Raw genomic sequence first — 22,827 nt, forward strand, 5'->3', positions numbered from 1 at the left:
CCCCTTCATTTAGAAATTTAAAAATTTCTTGCGCAGCGCGTATTCGACGAGTTCCGGACGACTCTTCAATTGCAACTTGTCCATCATTTTCGCTTTATGCGCTTCTACAGTCTTGACGGAAATATAAAGCATTTCTGCAATTTCCTTATTACCGTAACCTTTAGCAACAAGCGGCAGAATCTCGATTTCGCGTTTAGATAAAATCTTGAACGGATCATCTTCATCTGCCTCTTTCGTGCCTTTCTTCACAAACTCCCTGACAAGCGACGTAGCCATGGACGGGTGAACATACGTCCCGCCGTCGTATACTTCACGAATGGCGTGTAGCAATTCTTCATCAGGAGCATTTTTCAAAATATAACCCGCTGCACCGTTTTTAAGTACATGAAACATATACTCCTCGTCATCGTACATTGTTAAAATGACGATTTTGGTTTCTGGGAAATCTTCATGAATTTTGCCTGTCGTAATCAATCCACTTTGGCCAGGAGGCATGCTAAGATCCAGTAAAATAATATCCGGTTTGTGCTTCGCAACTAGTTCATACGCTTCCAATCCATCTGCCGCTGTTGCTACGACTTCCATATCGTCTTGGAAATTCAAAATATGCATGAATCCTGTGCGGACGACTGCATGATCATCAGCTATTATGATTTTCACTTGTTGCTCTCTCCTTCTTCAGTGGAATAGTTGCTTGGACTGTTGTGCCTTCTTGCTGACTAGAATTGATCGTCAAATTACCACCTACTAGTTCCACTCGTTCTTTCATACCATAGAGACCAAGGCCCGTGCCTTGCGGTGTGAAGTCATTGACATCAAAGCCAACACCTTCATCAAATACTTTTATTTGCAACTGGCCATCTGCTTCGCTCAATGTTAAAAAGACATCTTCTACTTGGGCATATTTCATGGAGTTGAGAATCGCTTCCTGGCCGATACGATACGCAACCGTTTCAATCGCGCCTTCATAACGACGTTCCCTCAAATCGGATTCGAAATGAACATACAGTCCGTAATTCTTTTCAAGATTCTTGATGTGCGTTCGGAAAGCGGCTTCTAATCCGAAATCATCGAGTACAGCCGGTCGTAATTCGACAGATAGATGACGGATCTCATCAAGTAAGCGCATCAACGAACCTTCCGTTTGACGCAACTTCTCAAGCGCCTTATCAGTCATACCCATATATTTCAATACGCGCAAATCGACGAGTGAACTGAGCATCTCTTGCGCTACACTGTCATGCAGCTCGCGTGAAATTCGTTTGCGTTCATTTTCCTGCGCCAAAATGACTTGTTGCATGCGCAATTTTTGGTGGAGAATTTCGGACGTCTCGGTTTGCCGTGTTAAATTACGCAACATCAACATGGACACGTGGTTGTCTTTATCCAACACCTGATACGTTGCGCTGTATGGTTGCACACCAAGATCTTTCGTCTCCAAATAGAGTTGGAATGAAGATAAGGTTTGTTGTGGTTTCTCCATGAAACACGAGACACACGTCATCTGTTCGTCTTCACTCGTGAAGCCGCGGCATGTGAGACACATCGCGTCAGCCTCGCCTTGCAGCATCTTTTCATAGAGAGCGGGTTCTATAATTTCTTTCGCCGCTTCATTCATCGATAGAATCTCGCCGTTCGCGCCAAAAAAGAACATCGCTTCTGTCGTACGATCATATAGTTTGTGCAGCATAGTGGTTAGTTGGTCATTATCCAATAAAGTCATCTTTCAATCGCTCCTTCATGTGAAACGGTCCGAACTGAGGTCCTACCGCATGCTTGAATTGCTCAAACTTGTCAGCCGTTAACCGGTTCGCTTCACGATAGCCAATCAAAAGCACGCCTTGCACATGATCATCAAGGAATAATGGTATCGCACCAAAACTTCTCAGCTTTTCAAATACGACAATTGGATAGTTATAGAGATCTCCATCCATCACACTTACGTCTACGTTCTCGATATTCATTGGCTTTCCTGTCTTGAAAACAATTCCTGCCACACCTTTTCCTGATTGAAGGACGATTCTACGATAGCGTAAACTTATATTCCCCGTTACATATCGCCATCTAAAGTCGTGATGATATTTCTTCAAATCCACTAACGCTAAGCCAATGAAATCCGCATGAAGCGTTTCTTTCAAATTGTCGATCGCCAGTTGGAAATTACTATTTGCTTGTCCCGTCATAGCATAATCTCCTATTATTCATCATTCGCTTACCGAGGTGATTGTTTGGTGGGCTGATGTTTTCTATATAGGATATAACTTCTACCTACATAATTCAATGGCACACTCCAGACGTGAACGAGTCGCGTAAATGGCCACATTGCAAAAATCAGGAAGCCAGTTACAACATGAAGCTTGAATGCAATTGGAACAGATGCCATATAGGCAGCTTCCGGTTGGAAAAGTAGCAAGGATCTGAACCAGACCGAAATCGTATCACGGTAATCAAATCCTGGCGTCATCGTGTTCGTGATCAATGAGCTGTATACCCCAATGAACACGATAAACAGCAAAAAGGTATTGACGATTAAATCCGATCTAGAAGATAACTTGCGAACATTTTTCTTTGTGAAACGACGTGACGTCAGAATAATCATTCCGGCTAGCGTCATCACACCAAAGAATCCGCCACCCCATACGGCGCCGATGTGGTACATGTGATCGCTAATACCCATTGCCCGCGTCCACTCTTTCGGAATCCCAAGTCCCGCCACATGACCTAAAATCACAGGGAAGATTCCGATGTGGAACAACAAACTACCAATCATCAATTGTTTCTTTTCAATAAACTCGCTCGACTTTGCGGTCCAACCGAATTGATCGCTCTTATAGCGGAAAATATGTCCTACAATAAATACTGCGATACAGATGTAAGGAAAAATGACCCATAGAAATTGACTAGTCATTAGCGGAAACCTCCCGTTGAATACATGATTTACATGTTTCACGCAGTGCACGGATCAAATGCAGCCATGGACTTTCATACTTTTCAAGGGCTTTCATTAGAAAGTACGAACCGTCCTCGATGACTGCGAGCAACATTGAAAAGCTCTGTTGCGCTCGCGGATCTCCCTTCCATTCAGCTGCATAAATAAATTCACACATTAACGGAAGCAAGTCAGATAGTTCTTCATCCGGCATTTCGAGCCCGAACATTTCGTATAATACTTTTAACTGCGCTAGCGTCTGACCACGCTCTTTTGAGTCCGCAAACTTCACATAGGTCATGAACAACGTAGCATCTTTTTGGAAATCAAATGTGTAGGTGTACATCTCTTGTATTTCATCCAAACTGTACGTTTGCATCGTTTGCCAATACAGCTGCAGGTTTTCATAACCTGCAGCTTCTTCTGTTACATACTCATTCCACATATCTGGATGGAATGTCAGCTTTTCCGGGTAGTTCAGTTGATGGGAGAAAAAGCCGAAGATATGCTTCTTATCATATAAGAGATCAAGATTAATCACGCCAGATCCCCCCATAGAAATTCTCTTCGTAGATTTGCTTGCCCGTTTTCACTGGAGCTGCTCCCGGCGTCACAGGTCCACAACCATCACACCCTCCGTCCGATCCCATTACGGAGAATGAAGAATACGGATTTTGGGCTGGTGCTTGTTCGCCGTATGTGCCCATGCCGTCATAACCTGCTGAACCTTGTGAGCGGTAGACGTTCATCTGACTTTCCTTATGAGATGTCGGGATCACGAAACGATCTTCGTATTTGGCAATAGCAAGCAAGCGATACATCTGCTTTGTCTGTTTGGCAGTCAATCCGACACGCTCTAGTTTGGATTCGTCGAAGTCTTTACCTGAAGAAACCGCACGCATATACGAACGCATCATCGCCATCCGCTGCAAGCCTCCCTTGACGATATCCACATCTCCAGCCGTTAGCATATTGGCTAAATACTGAAGTGGAATTCGCATTTCTTCAATGGCTGGGAAAATCATGTCCGGATTTTTGATGGAATCTTTCCCTTCAAAGTAGTTCATGATCGGGCTAAGTGGCGGAACGTACCATACCATTGGCAATGTCCGGTATTCCGGGTGCAATGGGAAGGCCAGTTTATACTCAATCGCTAACTTATACACCGGTGAATTTTGTGCTGCTTCGATCCAGTCTTCAGAAATACCATCTTTGATTGCTTGTTCGATAATTTCCGGATCATGTGGATCTAGGAACAAATCGCATTGTGCTTGGTACAAGTCTTTCGGATCGGGTGTAGATGCGGCTTCTTGCACGCGGTCTGCGTCATAAAGCAAGACACCTAGGTAGCGGATTCGACCTGTGCATGTCTCGGAACAAACTGTCGGCAAACCGGATTCCACGCGCGGAAAACAGAATGTACATTTTTCCGCTTTATTCGTTTTCCAGTTGAAGTACACTTTCTTGTACGGACAACCCGTCATGCAGTAACGCCATCCGCGACATGCTTCTTGGTCGACAAGAACGATTCCATCTTCGTCACGCTTGTACATGGCGCCTGACGGACAAGAGGCTACACAGCTCGGGTTCAAGCAGTGTTCACATAGTCGTGGCAAGTACATCATGAACGCTTGTTCAAAGTTGAATTTGATTTCTTCTTCGATTTTCTCAATATTTGGATCAGTGGGTCCTGTAATATGTGCACCAGCTAACTGATCTTCCCAGTTCGGACCCCACTCTGGATCCATGTATTCGCCTGTGACTACAGACTTTGCACGTGCAACCGGCGTATGTTCTTGATCCGGTGCGGACGTCAGTTTTTCATAGTCGTACGTCCATGGCTCATAGTAATCTTTCATTTCAGGCATATCCGGATTATAGAAGATTTTACCGAGTGCGACTTTCGACAGTTTAGAACCAGACTTCAATTCCAACTTACCCTTTCGCAACTGCCAGCCACCCTTGTAGAGTTCTTGGTCTTCCCAGCGTTTCGGGTACCCAATCCCCGGTTTCGTTTCTACGTTATTGAACCACATATACTCGGCACCTTCGCGGTTCGTCCATGTCGTTTTACATGTCACACTACACGTATGACACCCAATACACTTGTCTAAGTTCATTACCATTGCTACCTGCGCTTTAATTTTCAAGCCAGTTGACCTCCTTCATCTTACGGACTGCGACGTAGACATCACGTTGGTTACCGATCGGTCCGTAGTAGTTGAATCCATAACTGAGCTGGGCATAGCCGCCTACCATTTGAGTCGGCTTCATGTGAATTCGCGTTGGCGCATTATGGCTTCCTCCGCGTTGCTCGGTGATTTCCGAACCTGGCATCTGAATATGCTTATCCTGTGCGTGGTACATAAACATCGTACCTTTAGGCATTCTGTGACTGACAACGGCACGTGCATTGACGACCCCGTTTCGGTTATACACTTCGAGCCAAGCATTGTCGTCGATTCCGTGCTCTTCTGCATCGAGATTTGATAACCATACAGTCGGACCGCCACGGAACAATGTCAGCATGTGCTGATTGTCTTGGTATGTCGAGTGAATATTCCACTTGCCGTGGGGCGTTAAATAACGAAGAACGAGTGCATCTTGTCCACCTTTAACTTCTGCATCGCGGTCCGCAAAGACGAATGGCGGAAGTGTTGGTTTATAGACTGGCAATGCTTCACCGAACCCAAGAAATAATTCGTGATCGACGTAGAAATGCTGTCTGCCCGTCAATGTTCGGAATGGCACGAGACGTTCGATATTCGTCGTAAATGGCGAGTAGCGTCGGCCTAATTTATTCGAACCGCTGAAGACTGGTGTTGGAATGACTTCACGCGGTTGCGCGGTAATCCCTGCGAATGTGAAGCGCTCTGCTGCGCGGTCTGCCGAGATATCTTTTAGTTCCATACCCGTGTCATGCTCCGCTGCTTCAAATGCACGTTGTGACACGCGACCGTTTGTTGCGGAAGACAGTGTTAACATCGCTTCTGCTGCATGTTTCGCTGTGTACAATTTAGGCAAGCCGTCTTTCACGGTATCATCCTCATAAATACCGTTGATCCCTTTCATCATTTCATATTCGTCCGCTACTGAGAAACTGACACCGTGTGCGCCCGTTTTTCCTGTGGATAATAAAGGTCCGAGCGTAATGTATTTATCATAAATTTTCGTAAAGTCGCGCTCCACGATTGTCATACCTGGCATCGTTTTGCCCGGAATGGCTTCAATTTCACCTTTACTCCAGTCATGCACCTCGCCCATCGGCTGAGCAATTTCCTGAACCGAGTCATGCGCTAACGGAGAAGTGACTAAGTCTTTATAAACGCCTGGCAGATGCGTTTCCGCAAGTGTCGAAAACGTTTTTGCGATTTCGCGATAAATATCCCAGTCCGATTTGGATTCCCATAATGGATTAACTGCCGGGTTGAATGGATGGACAAATGGATGCATATCTGTTGAAGATAAATCCACTTTTTCATACCATGTCGCAGCTGGGAGCACGAGATCTGCATAAAGTGGCGTCGCGGTCATACGGAAATCGAGCGCTACTAATAGATCGAGCTTGCCTTCTACATCATCGCGCCAGACCATTTCCTTCGGTTTCATATCTTCGTTCGGGGTCGCAAGCAAGCCGTCCGAAGCACCGAGTAAGTGCCGCATGAAGTACTCTTGTCCTTTTGCAGAACTGGAGATCAAATTCGAACGCCAAACAAATAATGAACGCGGGAAATTTTCCGGTGCTCCTGGATCTTCTGCTGCGAATTGTAATTCACCGGATTTCAATTGATCCACGACATGCGAAACGACTTCTTTTGTATCCGTCTTCCCAAGCTTCGCTGCTTCTTCCACGAGCAATAAACTATTTTTATTGAACTGAGGATAAGACGGCAACCAGCCGAGACGCGCCGCGAGGACGTTATAGTCTGCCGGATGCTGGTATCTTGCTTCTCCACCAAGTGGCGACATAAGTGTATCTGTCCCCGCTTCTTCGTACTTCCATTGATCCGTCGCAAAGTAGAAGAATGATGTGGCGTTTTGCAGACGCGGTGGACCTTGCCAGTCTTTCGCGAAGGCAATCGTGCTCCAGCCTTCGATTGGACGACATTTCTCTTGTCCTACGTAATGCGCCCAACCTCCGCCGTTCACTCCTTGGGAAGCCGTCAACGTAACCAAGTTGAGGATCGCGCGGTAGATCGTATCACTGTTGAACCAGTGATTGATTCCTGCGCCCATAATAATCATTGAACGTCCGCCTGTGTCGATGGCGTTTTGTGCAAACTCCATGGCGATTTGCGTAACGAGTTCCGGTTTAACGTTCGTGATGGCTTCTTGCCAAGCCGGTGTATAGATAGAAGTCACATCGTCATAACCTGTTGCCTCTAGCTCACTGCCGATCCGGTTGACACCGTACTGACTCAGCATGACATCATACGTTGTCGCAACTAAACGCTCTGTGCCGTCTGCAAACTGTACTTTCATCGCGGGGATCGGGCGCTTGAATGTGCCATTTCCTCGGTTATCGAAGTACGGGAAATGAATTTCTTGCCATTGCTCTGCTTGCTTTTCGATAGATAATGCAGGCTCAACGCGTGTGCCATCCGCGTTTTCTAGTTGCAGATTCCACTTGACGTCTTCTTCCCAGCGCTGCCCCATCGTGCCGTTTGGAACTATGATTTCATCTCTCGCTTCATCAAATAGTACGGGTTTCCATTCGGCGTGTGCCGACTGCTGTCCAAGATCGCTTGCACGCAAGAAACGTCCGGCTTTATACGAATCTTCATGCGGATCTAGTAGAATCAAGAACGGCATGTCCGTGTATTGTTTGGCATAGTTGATAAATGTCGGTTCTTTGCGTTTCTGATAGAATTCATCCAAAATAACGTGCGTCATAGCTTGAGCAACTGCCGCATCCGTCCCTGGATTCGCTCCAATCCAATCGTCGGCATGCACTACGCTTTCCGCATAATCCGGTGCAACCGAGACAACTTTCGTCCCTTTATAGCGAACTTCCGTCATGAAGTGCGCGTCTGGCGTCCGTGTAAGCGGAACATTAGAGCCCCACATAATGATATAGCCTGCGTTGAACCAGTCACTCGATTCCGGAACGTCCGTCTGCTCACCCCAGATTTGCGGAGAGGATGGCGGTAGATCTGCATACCAGTCGTAGAAACTGAGCATTTCGCCGCCGAGTAATGAAATGAAGCGCGCGCCCGATGCATAACTGACCATCGACATCGCAGGAATCGGTGTGAATCCTGCCACGCGATCCGGACCGTATTTTTGTACCGTATAGATGAGTTGTGCCGCAATCAGCATCGTCGCATCACGCCAATGAATCCGAACGTGACCGCCTTTACCGCGGGCTTTTTTGTATTCATTGGATTTCTCAGGATCTTCAACAATCGCTGTCCATGCTTTTACAGGATCTTTCGTTTCCTCCAGCGCTACGTTCCACATGCGCCACAGTTTGCCGCGTATATAAGGATACTTCACGCGCAATGGGCTGTATTCATACCAAGAAAATGATGCGCCACGTGGACAACCACGTGGTTCGAATTCAGGCATATCCGGACCACAGGAAGGATAATCTATTTGCTGATTTTCCCATGTGATGATGCCGTTCTTGACGAAAACCTTCCAGCTACAAGAGCCTGTACAGTTTACGCCATGCGTTGTACGCACCACTTTGTCATGCGACCAGCGCTGACGGTACATGTTTTCCCAGTCACGATTTTTCTCTTCTAACACTGACCAACTTCCAGAATAACTCTCAACGGGTTTAAAATAATTCAATCCGAATCTCTTTTTCATCGAACATTTCCACTCCTTCTCAGAATGTAGCAGTAAATGAATCAGACTTATTACTCTTCTACCCTCAAATAGACGAAGTAGTCTGAATTTAAACTAAGGGAATTCCCTATTAATTACTGTGTATTACAGGACTTTTCGACTGACTCTCATAAAATATCTTTATATTATACAAGTATAGGTGTTTTTATAGTAATTCCTATGGGGGAATTCCCTATTCTCATTTCGCAGATCCCTTGTCTTAATTTCTGTGTAGGGGAAAACATTTTATGACGACTAATGCATTTGATCTGTAATTTTCATAATTTTAAGTGTTTTTCTTGAATGAGTGGTAAAATTAGTATAGTTCTCATAATATTAAGTTGATTTTATTTATATAAATGATAGAATTATATACAAAATGAAAGGTAAGGTGGATGATACCGTGGCAAACGAATTAAATAAGGTACTTCGTTGTGAAGCACTGAAAGACAAAATTGTTACAGCAGAAGAAGCAGCGTCTTGGATCGAGGATGGAATGTCTCTAGGTCTGAGCGGATTTACTTTGTCCGGAGACGCGAAAGCCGTACCATTGGCATTAGCAGAACGCGGAAAAACTGAGGACTTCAAAGTAAACGTTTTCACTGGCGCTTCTATGGGCCCGAACGTTGATGAATTGATGGCCAATGCAGACGTAATCAATTTACGCGTTCCTTACCAAGGCAACCCAGCAATGCGTGGCAAAATCAACTCAGGTGACTCATTTTACATCGACCAGCACCTTTCCCATACAGCTGAATGGATTCGCCAAGGCGTAATCGGACCCGTTGACTATGCAATCATCGAAGCAGCAGCTATTACAGAAGACGGTTCAATTATTCCGACCGGTTCTGTTGGTAACTCTCCGATTTTCGTTCAAGAAGCGAAGCATGTCATCATCGAATTGAACGTCAACGCGCCTATGGAGTTTGAAGGCTTACATGACATCTATATCCCAGATGCTCAAAACCAACGTAAAGAAATCCCTATTTATAGTGCAACAGATAAAATCGGTACACCAGGTATCAAAGTAGACCCTGAAAAGATTGTCGGAATTGTTCTTACGGAGCAAGGTGATATTCCTTCCCCTATCGTTCCTCCAGACGAAGAGACACAAGAGATCGCAAACAACTTGTTGAACTTCTTCCGTGACGAGATCAAATTGGGCCGTATGGATGAAACACTAATGCCTCTTCAATCAGGTGTTGGTTCAGTTGCGAACGCAGTACTTGACGGTATGAGAAATTCCGAGTTTAAAGATATCGAAGTGTATTCTGAAGTACTTCAAGACGCAATCTTCGACTTGATCGATGATGGCGTAGTGAAATTCGCTTCTGCTACTTCATTGACTCTATCTAAAAAGCGTTTGGACAGCTTTGAAGATGATATCGCTAAATACCGTGATAAGCTTGTATTCCGTCCACAAGAAATCTCAAACCACCCGGAAATCATCCGTCGTTTGGGTATCATTTCATTCAACACAGCGCTTGAGCTGGACATTTACGGAAACGTGAACTCTACACATGTTAGCGGAACACGCATGATGAACGGTATCGGGGGTTCTGGTGACTTCGCTCGTAACGCGCGCATCGCAATTTTCGTTACGAAGTCTTACGCAAAAGGCGGAGACGTGTCATCCATCGTACCTTTCTCTTCCCACGTGGACCACACAGAGCACGACGTAGACGTAATTGTTACAGAACAAGGGTACGCGGATCTTCGCGGCTTAGCTCCAAGACAAAAAGCTGAGTTGTTGATCGAGAACTGTGCTCACCCTGACTTCAAGGAAGAACTTCGTGATTATTACAACAGAGCATGCGAACAAGTGGGCGGACAAACTCCACACATCTTGGAAGAGGCTCTATCTTGGCACGTGAATCTTGCGAAGAACAAGACTATGCACAAGGTTGCAGAAGCTCAGAAGTAATTTTATAGGAATGACATGACCAAGCGGACTTCGATCTGCTTGGTTTTTTGTGTTGTTTTTATTTTTTGTGTTTTTTGCTTGGTGAGGCTGGGGTGTGTGGATGGCTATGTTGATTGAGGTTTTAGGTGGGTGCTTTCTGGCGGGGATTGAGCGGTTTTGTGGGGAGATTGAGCGGATGCCAGAGTTCATTGAGCGGATAAATGGATGGATAGAGCGCTTTCGGAGATTCATAGAGCGGTTGGGAAGATGTATGAGCGGATAACGCGGAAGTATGAGCGCTTGGACAGATGTGTGAGCGGCTCACGTCCGAAGAGTGACAGAGCTGATTGCTATGATGGACATTGAGCGGTTAATTAGGAAGATTGAGCGGATGCCAGAGTTCATTGAGCGGATAAATAGGTTGATAGAGCACTTTCGGGGATTCATTGAGCGGTTGGGAAGATGTATGAGCGGATAACGCGGAAGTATGAGCGCTTGGCCAGTTGTGTGAGCGACTCACGTCCAAAGATTGATAGAGCTGATCGCTAGGATGGACATTGAGCGGTTAACTTGGAAGATTGAGCGGAAAGCAAAGTTCATTGAGCGGATACATGGATGGATAGAGCGCTTTTGAGGATTCATTGAGCGGTTGGGAAGATGTATGAGCGGATAACGCGGAAGTATGAGCGCTTGGCCAGTTGTATGAGCGGCTCCACTTAAACAAAACCACACTTTAGCTGATTGTAAACGAAGAGCGTTGATCAACAGCGCTCTCCCCTTTCCCACACATAAAAAAGAGGAACCCATAATGGATTCCCCTCCCTTACTTATTACAAGTCATCAAAGCCATTTAAATCGCTAGTCTTCACATACTGACGGCTAGTTTGTTCGAAGAAGTCCGTTTTCGTGTCGTCGAAGTTATCGACGTAGGCGCGGATCCACTTCATTGGATTATCCGTAAATTCTGGATAGATTTCGCTCAGGCCGAGCATGCGCAACATTTTGTTCGCGCGATACTTGACGTAGCCTTCCATCTCATCCAGCTCCAGGCCATCGATTCCTGCTAATACATAGCGACTCCAGATGACTTCTTGCTCGACCGAGTGACGGAATTGGTCATAGATCCATTCCGTGAATTCATCTGTGTTGTACTCTGGATTTTCAGCCAACGCTGCACGGAAGATGTCGCTGATTGCTTTACCATGCTGCAGTTCGTCGCGGTTGATGTACGAGATCATCGTGGATGTACCAACCATTTTCTGATGGCGTGCTAAGTTATAGAAAAATGCAAAGCCGCTGTAGAAGAATAAACCTTCTAATAATGTCGTGTACACCATCGCTTTTAGAACCGTTTCGATTGTCGGGTTTTCCGCAAATTCATTGTAAACGTCTACGATTCGTTCATTTCGCTTCATTAGTACTTCGTCTGTACGGCCCATTTCGAAGGCTTCCATTTGCTTGTCCAAGTTCGTGACAGATGAAAGTACGTACGCGTAGCTGTGATTATGTTCGCTTTCCTGGTCTGCAATTGTCGCCATAATCGACTTGACGGAAGGATCCGTTGTAAAGTCTGCGATTTTCATTGCGATGACGGTTTGTGGGCCGTCGAGTGTAGCCAGTAGGCCGATAATTTTTAGGAATGCGGATTGCTCTTCTTTTGTCAGGCTTGCGAATTGCTTGACGTCTTGTGTCATGTCGACTTCATTCGCCGTCCAGAAAAGAGAACGGATTCGCTGACGCAATGTATAGAAATGAGGGTGCGCGATGTCGTTCCAGTTCAGGATGCCGCTTGCTTCCCCACCGAAAATAGCTGTTGCCTTATTCGGGTTAGCAGGATTCAGTACTTTTACTCTTGTAAGTGTCGCCAATGTTCGAGCACTCCTTTCGTCCAATTCGTAACGCTTTGTTCTTGCATGCCGCGTGGGCTTTGCTCAATCTTCAATGGTTCAAAAGGGGAATGATAAAATTTTGCCAGCTTGTCTGCTGCCTTGCAAAATAGATCATCGCCACCAAACTGGGTATCCCCTGTGCCAAAAACGTAGACGAGATCGGGTTTATAGCCGACGTCTGCCACGAAATCTTTGACTTCATCCGGCGTTGCCCCTTTTTCCCATGTGAATGAACCGATGCACAACGCGTCGTATTCTTTAACGTTTGGGATGACACCGATGCCGATACGAAAGGTATCGACTTCGACGCCTTCATTTTGTAGACTTTCCGTAATCAATTCCGCTACTTCCTGCGTGTTGCCACTCCAGGATGCATAGGCGATTAAGAATGACACCACTCGCACTCCTCAATCTCAGCTGCGGTTGAACGCATATAGTACGTTGTTTTCATTCCTGACTTCCATGCCTGCAAGTGCAAGTCCAAAATAACGGATGCGCGGATGGAGTTTGGTACATAGATGTTGAATGAAATCGACTGATCGATGTGCTGCTGACGCGCGGCGTTTTGCTTAATAGACCAGCGCTGATCCACGATGTAAGCGGAACGACGGTAAATGTCATACGTGTTGTGATTCAAATCCGGTGCGATGACCGGTAATTTATAGTCTTTCTTCTCTTCATGGTAGAACGGCTTGAATACTGGATCGATCGACGCTGTGGAGCCTGCGATAACCGATGTCGAGCTGTTCGGTGCGACTGCCATCAAGTAGCCGTTACGCATACCGTTCATTGCCACATCCATGCGCAGTTCACGCCATTTATTTGAATCGTATTCGCGTTGCTCGAAGTATTCGCCCGTTTGCCAATCCGAACCATCAAACAATGGATACGCGCCTTTTTCTTTTGCTAATTCCATTGAAGCTTTAATTGTCAAATACGCGATATTTTCATATAACTCGTCTGCAAAGTCCACTGCTTCATCTGATTCCCACTGAATGTTTTTCAATGCGAGTAAATGATGCCAACCGAATGTGCCGAGTCCAATTCCACGGTAGCGTGCATTTGTGCGTTGCGCTTGTACAACCGGGATTTGGTTCTGATCGATGACGTTGTCGAGCATACGTACTTGAATGTTAATCAAACGGTCTAGTACGTCTGCTGTAACAGCTTTTCCAAGATTAATCGATGACAGATTACATACAACGAAATCGCCTGGCTTCGTGCGTGTGACAACCATATCGTCTTCAAGCGTGACCGATTCATGTGTACTTGCTGACATATTTTGCAGTATTTCTGTGCATAAATTACTAGAATATATAATTCCTTCATGCTTATTAGCGTTCATACGATTTACTTCGTCGCGGTAGAACATGAATGGTGTTCCTGTCTCGAGCTGGCTACGCAGGATTCGTTTCATGATTTCAATCGCTGAAACCGTCTCTCTTGATAAATCTTCATTGCGGACACATTCTTCATACTTCTCGCGGAATGTTCCTTGGCCTTTTGTTTCATCATAGAAATCTTCCAATGAATAGCCCATTTTCGTGCGGACTTCATGTGGATCGAATAAATGCCAGTCTTCACGGGACTCGACTTTCTCCATGAACAAGTCCGGCAAGCATACGCCTGTGAAAATGTCATGTGCACGCAAACGGTCATCGCCGTTATTGAGCTTGAGATCGAGGAATGTGAAGATATCTTGATGCCATACGTCGAGATACACCGCCACGGCACCTTGACGTTGACCGAGTTGATCGACGCTGACTGCTGTGTTGTTCAGCTGTTTGATCCATGGAAGAACCCCGCTTGACGCGCCTTCGAATCCACGAATCGATGCACCGCGAGAACGAACTTTCCCCATATAGACACCGATACCGCCACCGAATTTCGACAAGTTCGCGATATCTGTGTTGCTGTTATAGATCCCTTGTAATGAATCATCCACTGTATCGATAAAGCAACTCGATAGCTGACCGTGCATCTTGCCTGCGTTCGATAATGTAGGTGTCGCAACCGTCATGTACAAATTGCTCATCGCCCAGTACGCTTCGCCAACTTTATGAATGCGGTCTACTGTTTCGTCCTGCATTAACGTCATCGCAATGATCAACCAGCGCTCTTGCGGAAGCTCCACTGACTGTTTCTTAAAGTTTACCGTTACATAGCGGTCTACTAATGTTTTTAATCCAATATATGTGAATAATAGGTCACGAGAAGGATCGAGTAGCTTACCGATTTCCTGAAGCTCGTCCTGGCTGTATTTCTCTGTTAGAACGGGTGTATATAAACCCTCTTCCACCAAGCGTTCTACATTTTTCGCAAAATCGGTATAGACATCCGCTCCACGCAACGCTTTTTGCTTTGCATAGACGTCGAATAAATAAATACGCGCCGCTACAAACGTCCAGTACGCATTCGCTTCATCAATACGGCTTAAAGACTCTAGCACCATCGCGTTCGTCCACTCAGTTGCCGAGCTCGCCGGGTGACGCTCCTGGAATTTCTCACTCGCTTCGATCAACGGCTCGATTTGCTTCTTGCCAAATTCCTCTTGTAAGTTTTCCATCAATAAATTAAGTCCAACAGATTCTTGAATTATAGCCATTATATCCGCTCCCTTTAGTGAATTAATTCGGTTATGTACTAAATAAAAAAACTCCCAATAAAAATCGGGAGTCGTCGATTGACGCTTAGTAGATTGCGGAAAGTTTTAGGCAGACTGAAAAAAGACTGCTTTGTGCTTTCACTCTCCAACCCCGAAGAATGTTTTGCTGAGATGACTGGCAGGTCTACTGGCTGGCACATCGTTCTTCCATCTTTCCTTCCCGCCGTAGCAGTGGTTTTTATAAGATAGTCGTCCGTGCCCTCAGTTGCGGGGGCAGCTCCGTTAGTGGCGGATTCCCTTTTAAACTTCGTGAGTACCAATTCATCTAATTGCTGTCACACACTATATATAGTGTGTTAATTCATATATAACCCTAACATGTTGTGTTCAAACATGCAAAACAAAAATCGAACCGAGGTCCAGAATCCTTCTTCTGAACTACGATCCGATTTTTCTTATTCATTATTTTATAGTATATCAAACTTTTTACTTCTTGACTAAATTGTTTGTCTGAAACTCCACACGAATAAATTCGGTGGGTTCTGAGGTACTATTCGGCTTCTTCCTGACTCTATAATAACTGGACAGGACACTAACCGAGTTCCCTGAGTCTTTCTGGAATCACGTATGCCCTAACGGACTGCGTTACGATTCGGTAGGCCCATTTCAAGACCTGTTCAATTTTGCTTTATTGTTACACACCCATGCTCGCAATGCAGATCATGCTGGTGGATAGTCGAATCATTTCAGTTTCATGGTCGTCGCAAAAGCGGCTCCATGACGCATTACATAAATTTCGATCAATGCTTGTTAAATCGTTGTTCGTGTTTTGAATCAAGAATGCACTGTAGAGATCTCGCTGTATGTGTCGCTTTCCGAATATGTTCCAGCGGTCGCTCAAGGTCTTCTTTTGATAGGTGTCATCCATATGGTTGTATTGACTCGCCTTGACGCTCCAGGTATCAATCTTTTTGAGATGAATGCCGTCTGCCTGCAATTTCGTGTCCAATATCGAGAGTAAAAGTGCAGGGGCCCGTCGAGCAAGCGACCGTCCAAATCGCCTCTTCGAACAGATGCGACCCGTCACTTCATTGAGGGTTGTCTTACTGGACCTACGTTGTAAGCCCGAGAAACTCATCGTTTCCACGCGAATATCATCTCCCATCGCACGAATCCAATTGGTCATGATTTGATGGTCCTGCTTTCGTATGGCTTTCATCTTGCGATGTAACTCATTGAGCTGCCAACGCACCTTTTGATACGTGTTACTTTCATGCCATGGTATACGTACCCCCTTGATCGTTCCATTTGGATGATACCGTTCGGGATTTGTCGCTCGCCGACTTCGATCCAGCTTTCTTTGCAAGAGGCGAATCTCCCGCTCCAAATGAATGACATTTGGAGCGAGTAGGAAGAGTTTGGCATCTGTCTCGCTAACGACCGCAATCGTTTGTGTCCCAATATCAATGCCCACGCGACCGACACCTTTCGAATGCCTCGGTTCGCCTTTTTGGTCCTTCTTTTCTGGGGGAATGCCTTCGAGGACGAGCTGTACAAAATAGCGTTCTGACCCTCGGATAGATCTTCGAATGACGCGGCAATACTTGACGCGATCCTGTAAAGCGAGATGAGCGTAGACGTCACGCTCCTTGAGAAGGATGGGTAGCGTAAGTCCATTCCAGTGAATGCATCTTTCTTTGTAGCGAATGCCGGCGCCATTGCTTTTCCCTTCGACAGAGTGCATCTCCCCTTTTCGTTTGAAGTGGACACGTTTCGATTTGCCAAACAGCAGCTTAGAGAAGGAGTGCCAAGCTCGCGTTGCGATTTTCTGGGCAGTGTTCGAATCGATATTCTTCTTGAAGTGGTGTTGCATAGGTTTCACATAGGCATGTAAAGCATATTCACTTAAGCCGTATGCCTTGTCGAGTTCCCGAAACGCCTTATTGCGTGTTGCAGACGGTTCTTCTGTAAGCAAAGAGCGATAGCGAGGATCCCTGCCTCGGTTCTTTCTACGAAGGAGTAATTCTCCAAGACAAGCATTGTAGAGGGTGCGAGCAATGTTCAACCGCTTCCGAAGGACATCTTCTTGCCATGGCTCTGTGCGTAGCGGAAGAGTCAATACGTATGTTCTGTTCGTCATCGATCAACACTCCTTTCAGTTAGACATTTTTTTGATTTTCAATATAGTGCTTGATTGTATCTTCTGAAATATGGCCAACAGTGCAACTGAAATAGCTACGTGTCCAGAGGGACGGAAGCCTAGACTTAAGAGACGGGTACTTGCCACGCAGTCTTCGGCTACTAACCCCTTTGAAATCTTTAATTACTTTATGCAGCAGTAGCCGTGGATCAAACTCTATGAATAAGTGGACGTGTTCTGGCATGATTTCCAGAGCATGAATGATAATCTCTTTTTCTTCTGCGAGTTCGTAGAATATCTGTTCTAGATCCATTGCGATGTCTCCTATTAGCACCTTTCTACGATACTTCGGACAAAAAATCACATGAAATTGATTTTTGTAGACCAGTCCTTTTTTATGTATATAGTCATTCATGTGAAACAGCTCCTTGAGGCCGTTATCTGATTTTTTTGTTAGTAGTACCAAAACAATAGATGATTAGCAAACAATATACTATATTATTTGCCGTAGAACAAAGAAAAAACCGACACCATTCCTCCCCATGATTGAAATGAGGGGCTTCCTGGTGTCAGTGTTGTGAATGTTTTTAAATAGATTGTGAATTTAGTTAGGAGAAGGGATGAGGGCTCCAACCGGGCGACGAGTTCCGGAGTCGCCCCCGTCTTCATCCTACTTTCTAACGTAGACCACCTAGAAAATTCAATGTATTTTTAGTACCAATTCAAAGTCTTAAGATCAAAACATAAAAAGCCCTAGATTATCTCTCAATATCACAAGCGATCTTCTGCTCTTTCAGCTGTTTCTTCCCAACATTCTGCACCTTTTAGTTCAGGAATGCTGGCTGATTTGAAGACGGGATTTCTGCCGGCTCTTCGTTGTTTCGTGAAGTCGTCGAGTACTTTGAAGGCGATTTTGCCGAGTAGCAGAATGACGATTAGGTTAATGATAGCCATTAGTCCCATGAAAAGATCGGCCATGTCCCATACTACTTGTACTTTTGCAATGGCTCCGAAATATACCATAGCAAGTACGAGAACTTGGTAGATTCGTTTCCATACGACGTTAGCATTGATGAATTCAATATTCGTTTCGCCATAGTAATAGTTTCCAATGATGGAACTGAAGGCGAAGAACATAATCGCAACGGCGATGAAGTATGGTGCCCATGCGCCGACTTGTACGGCCATGGAATTTTGTGTCAAGATAATCCCGTTTGTTTCACCTGATTGATACAAACCGCCGAGCAAAATAATGAATGCTGTGGCAGAACAAATAATAATTGTATCGAAAAACACACCTAGACTTTGTACCAATCCTTGTTTGGCCGGATGCGATACGTTCGCTGTAGCGGCTGCGTTGGGCACACTACCCATACCTGCTTCATTGGAGAAGAGACCGCGACGTACACCTTGCATCATCGCCATACCGATTCCGCCACCCATAACTTCTTTAATTCCGAAAGCATGCTCGAATATTAAGACAATCAAGCCTGGAACTTCTGTGATATTTATAATCACGATGTATAGGGCTACTAAAATATAGAAGGTTGCCATGACGGGTACGATGGTCTGTGTTACTTTGACAATACGTTTGACGCCGCCAAAGACGATCATCCCTGTCAACAGCATTAAACCAACCCCAATACCCCAGTTCGGAATACCGAATACTTCAGTAAAGGACTGACTAATCGTATTAGATTGTACTGCGTTAAATATGAATCCGAAACACATCGTCAATAAAATCGCAAAAATAATTCCAAGTTTTCGCCAGCCAAGCGCTTTTTGCATATAATACGCCGGCCCTCCGCGGAATGTATCACCGTCTTTCACTTTATACACTTGCGCCAATGTACTTTCAATGAATGCGGTCGCCATGCCGATAATAGCAATCACCCACATCCAGAATACCGCGCCCGGACCACCGATTCCGATCGCAAGGGCTACCCCCGCTACGTTACCTGTTCCTACACGTGATGCGGCACTGATCGTGAATGCCTGAAACGGAGACACTCCGTCATTGCTATCTTTCTTCTCTACAATCAGACGGAACATCTCGCGAAATAAGCGTACTTGCACAAATTTCGTGCGAATCGTGAAATATAAACCTGTTGCCAATAAAAGTCCAATTAAAACATATGTCCAAATGAAATTATTCGCCGGCCCTACAAGCCAGTCGATCGCATCTTGAAACATCTGACCACCTCCTTGTGTATGCTATACCCTACTTGTCTAGTTACTATGCTTGGCATAAAGAAACTATTTTCTACTTTGCATGACGGTTGACGCTTTATTCTCCAACAACACTGCTGCATATGCCATCAATTCAGCCAACGACATCTTCCCGTCATCTAATGAATGTAATTCGGAGAACCACCCTAGAAGCTCTTGACGCGCCGCTTCTTCAATAGCCCCCGAAATGACTATGACCGGAACCCCCTCTACTTTTGCAAGCTTTGCAATCCCCATTAATGCCTTGCCTGCAAGCGTCTGCCGATCTGTCTTACCTTCACCCGTCACAATGAAATTTGATGAAGATAGATGCTTTGCGAAGTTCATCGACTCGAGCACGACATCAATTCCACTTTCAAGACGCGCCCCACAGTAGGCAATTAATGCACCTGCACTTCCCCCAGCGGCTCCTGCACCACGTAACTCATGCAATCGCACGCCTGTCCGCTTTTCCGTCTCGTCTGCCAGATGACGTAACCCTTCATCCAAACGCAGAACCATTTCCGCATTCGCCCCTTTTTGCGGACCGAAAACAAACGACGCACCTTGCTCACCGACAAATGGATTTTCCACGTCGGACGCAATGCGAATGTCCGTCTCCAGCAAACGCTTATCTAGTTGCGAGGTATCGATTTCATTGATGAACGGAAGCGCTTCCCCATTTATCTGCAACAACTGTCCGTCAGCAAGGAAACGTACGCCTAGCGCTTCGAGCAAACCTGTTCCCCCGTCATTCGTCGCACTGCCGCCAAGTCCAATAATCATTTCCCTGTACCCCGCATCCAGCGCATGACGAATTAATTGTCCCGTGCCAAATGTTGACGCTTTCATTGGATCCAGTTCATGATCCTCAAGCAACAGCAAACCGGACGCCTGCGCCATTTCAATGACCGCTGTCTTGCCGTCACCAAGCACACCAAAACACGCATCGATTGGGCGGCCCAGCGGATCTTGCACAGACACCGTTCGCAACGTCCCACCAGTTGATGAAACGAGAACAGCAAGCGTCCCCTCGCCACCATCCGCAACCGGCAAACGTACTATTTCTGCGTGTGGATAGACTTTTTTCACTCCACTATATATAGCGTCGGCCGCTTCTTCCGCATGCAAACTTCCCTTAAATGCATCAGGCGCAATGACAATTTTCACGGCTCACACTCCCTTTAATCGTATTCTAGCAGATTACGTGGGAAAAGTTACCGTAAAATATTGGTTAGTTCATATATTTTTATAATGAAGGCTTTCAGATATCTCTGTAGATGGACAGGGTAATAGTTTTGCTAGGTGTTTTTGCTCAATGAAGGTGGTCATTCGCTCTATAAAGTCTTGCATCCGCTCTATCAAGTCCCGTATCCGCTCATAGTTTGCGGTATAGCGCTCTATGTGAGCGTGGATCCGCTCATTAACAACATGGTTCCGCTCATACTTCGAGATAAAGCGCTCTATCTGAATACGAAACCGCTCAATGACAACGTGGTTCCGCTCTATGACCCCGTGTATTCACACCGAGCCGCGCGTCCGCTCTATCATGTCGCAGATCCGTTCATAGTTGGCGATAAAGCGCTCTATGTCGATGTGGATCCGCTCAATGTTAATCTGTATCCGCTCATACTTCGAAGTAAAGCGCTCTATCTGAATACGAAATCGCTCAATGACAACGCGGTTCAACTCTATGAACCCGCGTATTCACACCGAGCCGCGCGTCCGCTCTATCAGGTCAGAGATCCGCTCATAGTTGGCAATAAAGCGCTCTATGTCGATGTAGATCCGCTCAATGTTAACCTGTATCCGCTCATACTTCGAAGTAATGCGCTCTATCAAGCCACGTAACCGCTCTATGATCCCGACCCGACCCCACCCCCGCTCCACGCCGCTCTATTCGCCCATCTACCAGCACGCACCATGTATTAAACACCGCACCCTCAGGGAACACTACCTACGTAAGGAAAGGAGCAGTAATGAATGGCTGAGTCACAAGTGATAAATTGGACGAATCGAAAAAGTTATCAGAAGAGAAATCTCTGGGCGGGTATATTATTCGGACTCGGGTTTGTGGCGTTTTTGGACGAGACACTGTTTCATCAGTTGCTGCATTGGCACAAGTTTTATGATAAATCTACAGTGGCGGTCGGATTGGTGTCGGATGGTTTATTTCATGCGTTTAGCTGGTTTGCGACGGTCGGTGGATTGTATTTGGTGGCGGATTTGCGTAGGAGGAATGCGTTATGGCATAAGATGTTCTGGGGTGGCAAGTTGCTCGGGGGTGGAGCGTTCCAATTGTATGATGGAACCATTCAACACAAGGTCATGCGTATTCATCAGATTCGTTATCATGTAGACATCGTTCCATATGACGTCGTTTGGAACGGTTCTGCGATTGTGATGATTGCGGCAGGCCTGTTGCTAATCAAGTCAGCGCGACAGAATGCACGCTCGGCGGAAAAGCTGGTGCTTCATGCCACATGATGCATATATCAGTGCGACCGATTGGCTGTTTGGGACGCTTGCGTTGCTCGCCATCCTGTTATACGGGGTCGGGATATTTCATTCCAATCGGCAAAAACGTTTACGAAAATGGCCACGTAGACGGATTGTGTTGTGGGTAGCAGGCGTACTCGCTTCAGTAAGCACTGTTGTCGGACCGCTTGCCAAACTGTCACATGATCAGTTCACCTGGCATATGTTCGGCCATCTTTTGCTCGGCATGCTCGGGCCCCTTCTATTAGCGCTCGCTGCTCCTATGACGTTGGTGCTGCGGACACTTCCCGTTCGGCAGGCTAGAAAGGTAAGCCGATTGCTAAAAAGTCGACTCGCTGGGTTCTCTACACATCCCATCATTGCTTCTATTTTGAACATTGGCGGACTTTGGTTGTTATACACGACAGGCTTGTTTGCGGCCATGCACCATCATCTCTGGCTGCATATTTTAGTCCATATTCATGTGTTTGTTGCGGGATATCTATTTACCATTTCTCTTTTATACATCGATCCCGTATCTCACCGCTACAGTTACCGTTATCGTACTGCGGTCTTTATTGTAGCTCTGGCGGGACACGGGATTCTATCCAAATTCCTATACGCCTATCCGCCTGCCGGTGTGCCGATTGAAGAGGCCCGTGCAGGAGCGATGCTTATGTATTACGGTGGTGATGCGGTGGATCTTGTAATTATCATTCTGTTGTTTAGCAACTGGTATCATTCGGCCAAACGTCAACAGACCCGCGTTACATCTACTCCCACTGATCATGTGCATGCGAATGAAACGACACAAAACGCACCCGCCAGCTAATGGGTGCGTTT

Annotated in this window: 18 protein-coding genes and 1 riboswitch; of the genes, 4 read left to right on the forward strand and 14 right to left on the reverse strand. The window is 45.9% G+C overall.

Annotation, left to right across the window (positions count from 1 at the left end):
• Window positions 1–9 precede the first annotated feature (9 nt).
• Genes H605_RS0106915 through H605_RS0106945 form a run of 7 tightly spaced genes read right to left on the reverse strand, consistent with a single transcriptional unit; the run spans window position 10 to window position 8,743 of the window.
• Entirely contained in the window at window positions 10–660 is a 651-nt protein-coding gene (locus tag H605_RS0106915) for a response regulator (RefSeq protein ID WP_029053559.1), read from the reverse strand.
• The gene (locus H605_RS0106920; RefSeq protein ID WP_029053560.1) at window positions 641–1,723 is read right to left on the reverse strand and encodes a sensor histidine kinase; all 1,083 of its coding nucleotides are present in this window, start codon (window positions 1,721–1,723) and stop codon (window positions 641–643) included. The genes H605_RS0106915 and H605_RS0106920 overlap by 20 nt, the downstream gene beginning before the upstream one ends.
• Window positions 1,707–2,183: a GAF domain-containing protein gene (locus H605_RS0106925; RefSeq protein WP_029053561.1), complete on the reverse strand. Its 477-nt coding sequence runs from the start codon at window positions 2,181–2,183 to the stop codon at window positions 1,707–1,709. Before H605_RS0106925 ends, H605_RS0106920 begins: the two co-directional genes overlap by 17 nt.
• A 29-nt stretch (window positions 2,184–2,212) precedes the next feature.
• Window positions 2,213–2,908 (reverse strand): respiratory nitrate reductase subunit gamma, encoded by a 696-nt coding sequence (gene narI, locus H605_RS0106930; RefSeq protein WP_029053562.1) that lies wholly within the window; start codon window positions 2,906–2,908, stop codon window positions 2,213–2,215.
• A complete protein-coding gene (gene narJ / locus H605_RS0106935; protein ID WP_029053563.1) occupies window positions 2,901–3,470 on the reverse strand; it encodes a nitrate reductase molybdenum cofactor assembly chaperone in 570 nt (189 codons plus the stop codon). The genes narI and narJ overlap by 8 nt, the downstream gene beginning before the upstream one ends.
• Window positions 3,463–5,079, reverse strand: a complete 1,617-nt coding sequence (narH, locus tag H605_RS0106940; protein WP_029053564.1) for a nitrate reductase subunit beta — start codon at window positions 5,077–5,079, stop codon at window positions 3,463–3,465. Before narH ends, narJ begins: the two co-directional genes overlap by 8 nt.
• Window positions 5,069–8,743, reverse strand: coding sequence for a nitrate reductase subunit alpha (locus H605_RS0106945; RefSeq protein ID WP_029053565.1), 3,675 nt, complete (start codon window positions 8,741–8,743; stop codon window positions 5,069–5,071). The genes narH and H605_RS0106945 overlap by 11 nt, the downstream gene beginning before the upstream one ends.
• Window positions 8,744–9,164: 421 nt before the next feature.
• Here H605_RS0106945 and H605_RS0106950 point away from each other — a divergent pair, with 421 nt between their 5' ends.
• Window positions 9,165–10,685: a succinate CoA transferase gene (locus H605_RS0106950; RefSeq protein ID WP_029053566.1), complete on the forward strand. Its 1,521-nt coding sequence runs from the start codon at window positions 9,165–9,167 to the stop codon at window positions 10,683–10,685.
• Between the two features lie 809 nt (window positions 10,686–11,494).
• Here the strand turns inward: H605_RS0106950 and H605_RS0106955 are convergent.
• From H605_RS0106955 to H605_RS0106985, 7 genes are all read right to left on the reverse strand, one after another.
• On the reverse strand, window positions 11,495–12,532 hold the full coding sequence (locus H605_RS0106955) for a ribonucleotide-diphosphate reductase subunit beta (RefSeq protein ID WP_029053567.1): 1,038 nt from the start codon (window positions 12,530–12,532) through the stop codon (window positions 11,495–11,497).
• Window positions 12,511–12,948: a flavodoxin gene (locus H605_RS0106960; protein WP_037561672.1), complete on the reverse strand. Its 438-nt coding sequence runs from the start codon at window positions 12,946–12,948 to the stop codon at window positions 12,511–12,513. The genes H605_RS0106955 and H605_RS0106960 overlap by 22 nt, the downstream gene beginning before the upstream one ends.
• Window positions 12,936–15,158, reverse strand: coding sequence for a ribonucleoside-diphosphate reductase subunit alpha (locus tag H605_RS0106965; RefSeq protein WP_081657873.1), 2,223 nt, complete (start codon window positions 15,156–15,158; stop codon window positions 12,936–12,938). Before H605_RS0106965 ends, H605_RS0106960 begins: the two co-directional genes overlap by 13 nt.
• Before the next feature lie 160 nt (window positions 15,159–15,318).
• Window positions 15,319–15,495: riboswitch (cobalamin riboswitch) on the reverse strand.
• A 357-nt stretch (window positions 15,496–15,852) separates the two neighbouring features.
• On the reverse strand, window positions 15,853–17,298 hold the full coding sequence (locus tag H605_RS0106970; protein ID WP_029053570.1) for an RNA-guided endonuclease TnpB family protein: 1,446 nt from the start codon (window positions 17,296–17,298) through the stop codon (window positions 15,853–15,855).
• 19 nt (window positions 17,299–17,317) lie between these two features.
• Entirely contained in the window at window positions 17,318–17,713 is a 396-nt protein-coding gene (gene tnpA / locus H605_RS0106975) for an IS200/IS605 family transposase (RefSeq protein WP_029053571.1), read from the reverse strand.
• 356 nt (window positions 17,714–18,069) lie between these two features.
• The gene (locus H605_RS0106980) at window positions 18,070–19,491 is read right to left on the reverse strand and encodes an alanine/glycine:cation symporter family protein (protein WP_037561673.1); all 1,422 of its coding nucleotides are present in this window, start codon (window positions 19,489–19,491) and stop codon (window positions 18,070–18,072) included.
• Between the two features lie 63 nt (window positions 19,492–19,554).
• Entirely contained in the window at window positions 19,555–20,676 is a 1,122-nt protein-coding gene (locus H605_RS0106985) for a glycerate kinase (protein ID WP_029053573.1), read from the reverse strand.
• 141 nt (window positions 20,677–20,817) lie between these two features.
• Between H605_RS0106985 and H605_RS0106990 the strand changes: the two genes are divergently transcribed.
• From H605_RS0106990 to H605_RS17475, 3 genes are all read left to right on the forward strand, one after another.
• Window positions 20,818–21,357, forward strand: coding sequence for a hypothetical protein (locus tag H605_RS0106990; RefSeq protein ID WP_037561674.1), 540 nt, complete (start codon window positions 20,818–20,820; stop codon window positions 21,355–21,357).
• Between the two features lie 132 nt (window positions 21,358–21,489).
• Entirely contained in the window at window positions 21,490–21,993 is a 504-nt protein-coding gene (locus tag H605_RS17470) for a DUF2243 domain-containing protein (RefSeq protein ID WP_037561675.1), read from the forward strand.
• Window positions 21,983–22,816, forward strand: coding sequence for a cytochrome c oxidase assembly protein (locus tag H605_RS17475; RefSeq protein ID WP_051210492.1), 834 nt, complete (start codon window positions 21,983–21,985; stop codon window positions 22,814–22,816). The genes H605_RS17470 and H605_RS17475 overlap by 11 nt, the downstream gene beginning before the upstream one ends.
• Window positions 22,817–22,827: the final 11 nt, after the last annotated feature.

Source organism: Sporosarcina ureae DSM 2281 (assembly GCF_000425545.1).
In the GTDB taxonomy this organism is placed as follows: domain Bacteria; phylum Bacillota; class Bacilli; order Bacillales_A; family Planococcaceae; genus Sporosarcina; species Sporosarcina ureae.

Excerpts from the sequence above, each read along its gene's own strand:
- H605_RS17470 (WP_037561675.1), top strand. The coding sequence starts at position 21,490 with ATGGCTGAGTCACAAGTGATAAATTGGACGAATCGAAAAAGTTATCAG.
- H605_RS0106925 (WP_029053561.1), bottom strand. The coding sequence starts at position 2,183 with ATGACGGGACAAGCAAATAGTAATTTCCAACTGGCGATCGACAATTTG.
- H605_RS0106965 (WP_081657873.1), bottom strand. The coding sequence starts at position 15,158 with ATGGCTATAATTCAAGAATCTGTTGGACTTAATTTATTGATGGAAAAC.
- H605_RS0106970 (WP_029053570.1), bottom strand. The coding sequence starts at position 17,298 with ATGACGAACAGAACATACGTATTGACTCTTCCGCTACGCACAGAGCCA.
- H605_RS0106920 (WP_029053560.1), bottom strand. The coding sequence starts at position 1,723 with ATGACTTTATTGGATAATGACCAACTAACCACTATGCTGCACAAACTA.
- H605_RS0106945 (WP_029053565.1), bottom strand. The coding sequence starts at position 8,743 with ATGAAAAAGAGATTCGGATTGAATTATTTTAAACCCGTTGAGAGTTAT.
- H605_RS17475 (WP_051210492.1), top strand. The coding sequence starts at position 21,983 with ATGCCACATGATGCATATATCAGTGCGACCGATTGGCTGTTTGGGACG.
- H605_RS0106980 (WP_037561673.1), bottom strand. The coding sequence starts at position 19,491 with ATGTTTCAAGATGCGATCGACTGGCTTGTAGGGCCGGCGAATAATTTC.
- tnpA (WP_029053571.1), bottom strand. The coding sequence starts at position 17,713 with ATGAATGACTATATACATAAAAAAGGACTGGTCTACAAAAATCAATTT.
- narI (WP_029053562.1), bottom strand. The coding sequence starts at position 2,908 with ATGACTAGTCAATTTCTATGGGTCATTTTTCCTTACATCTGTATCGCA.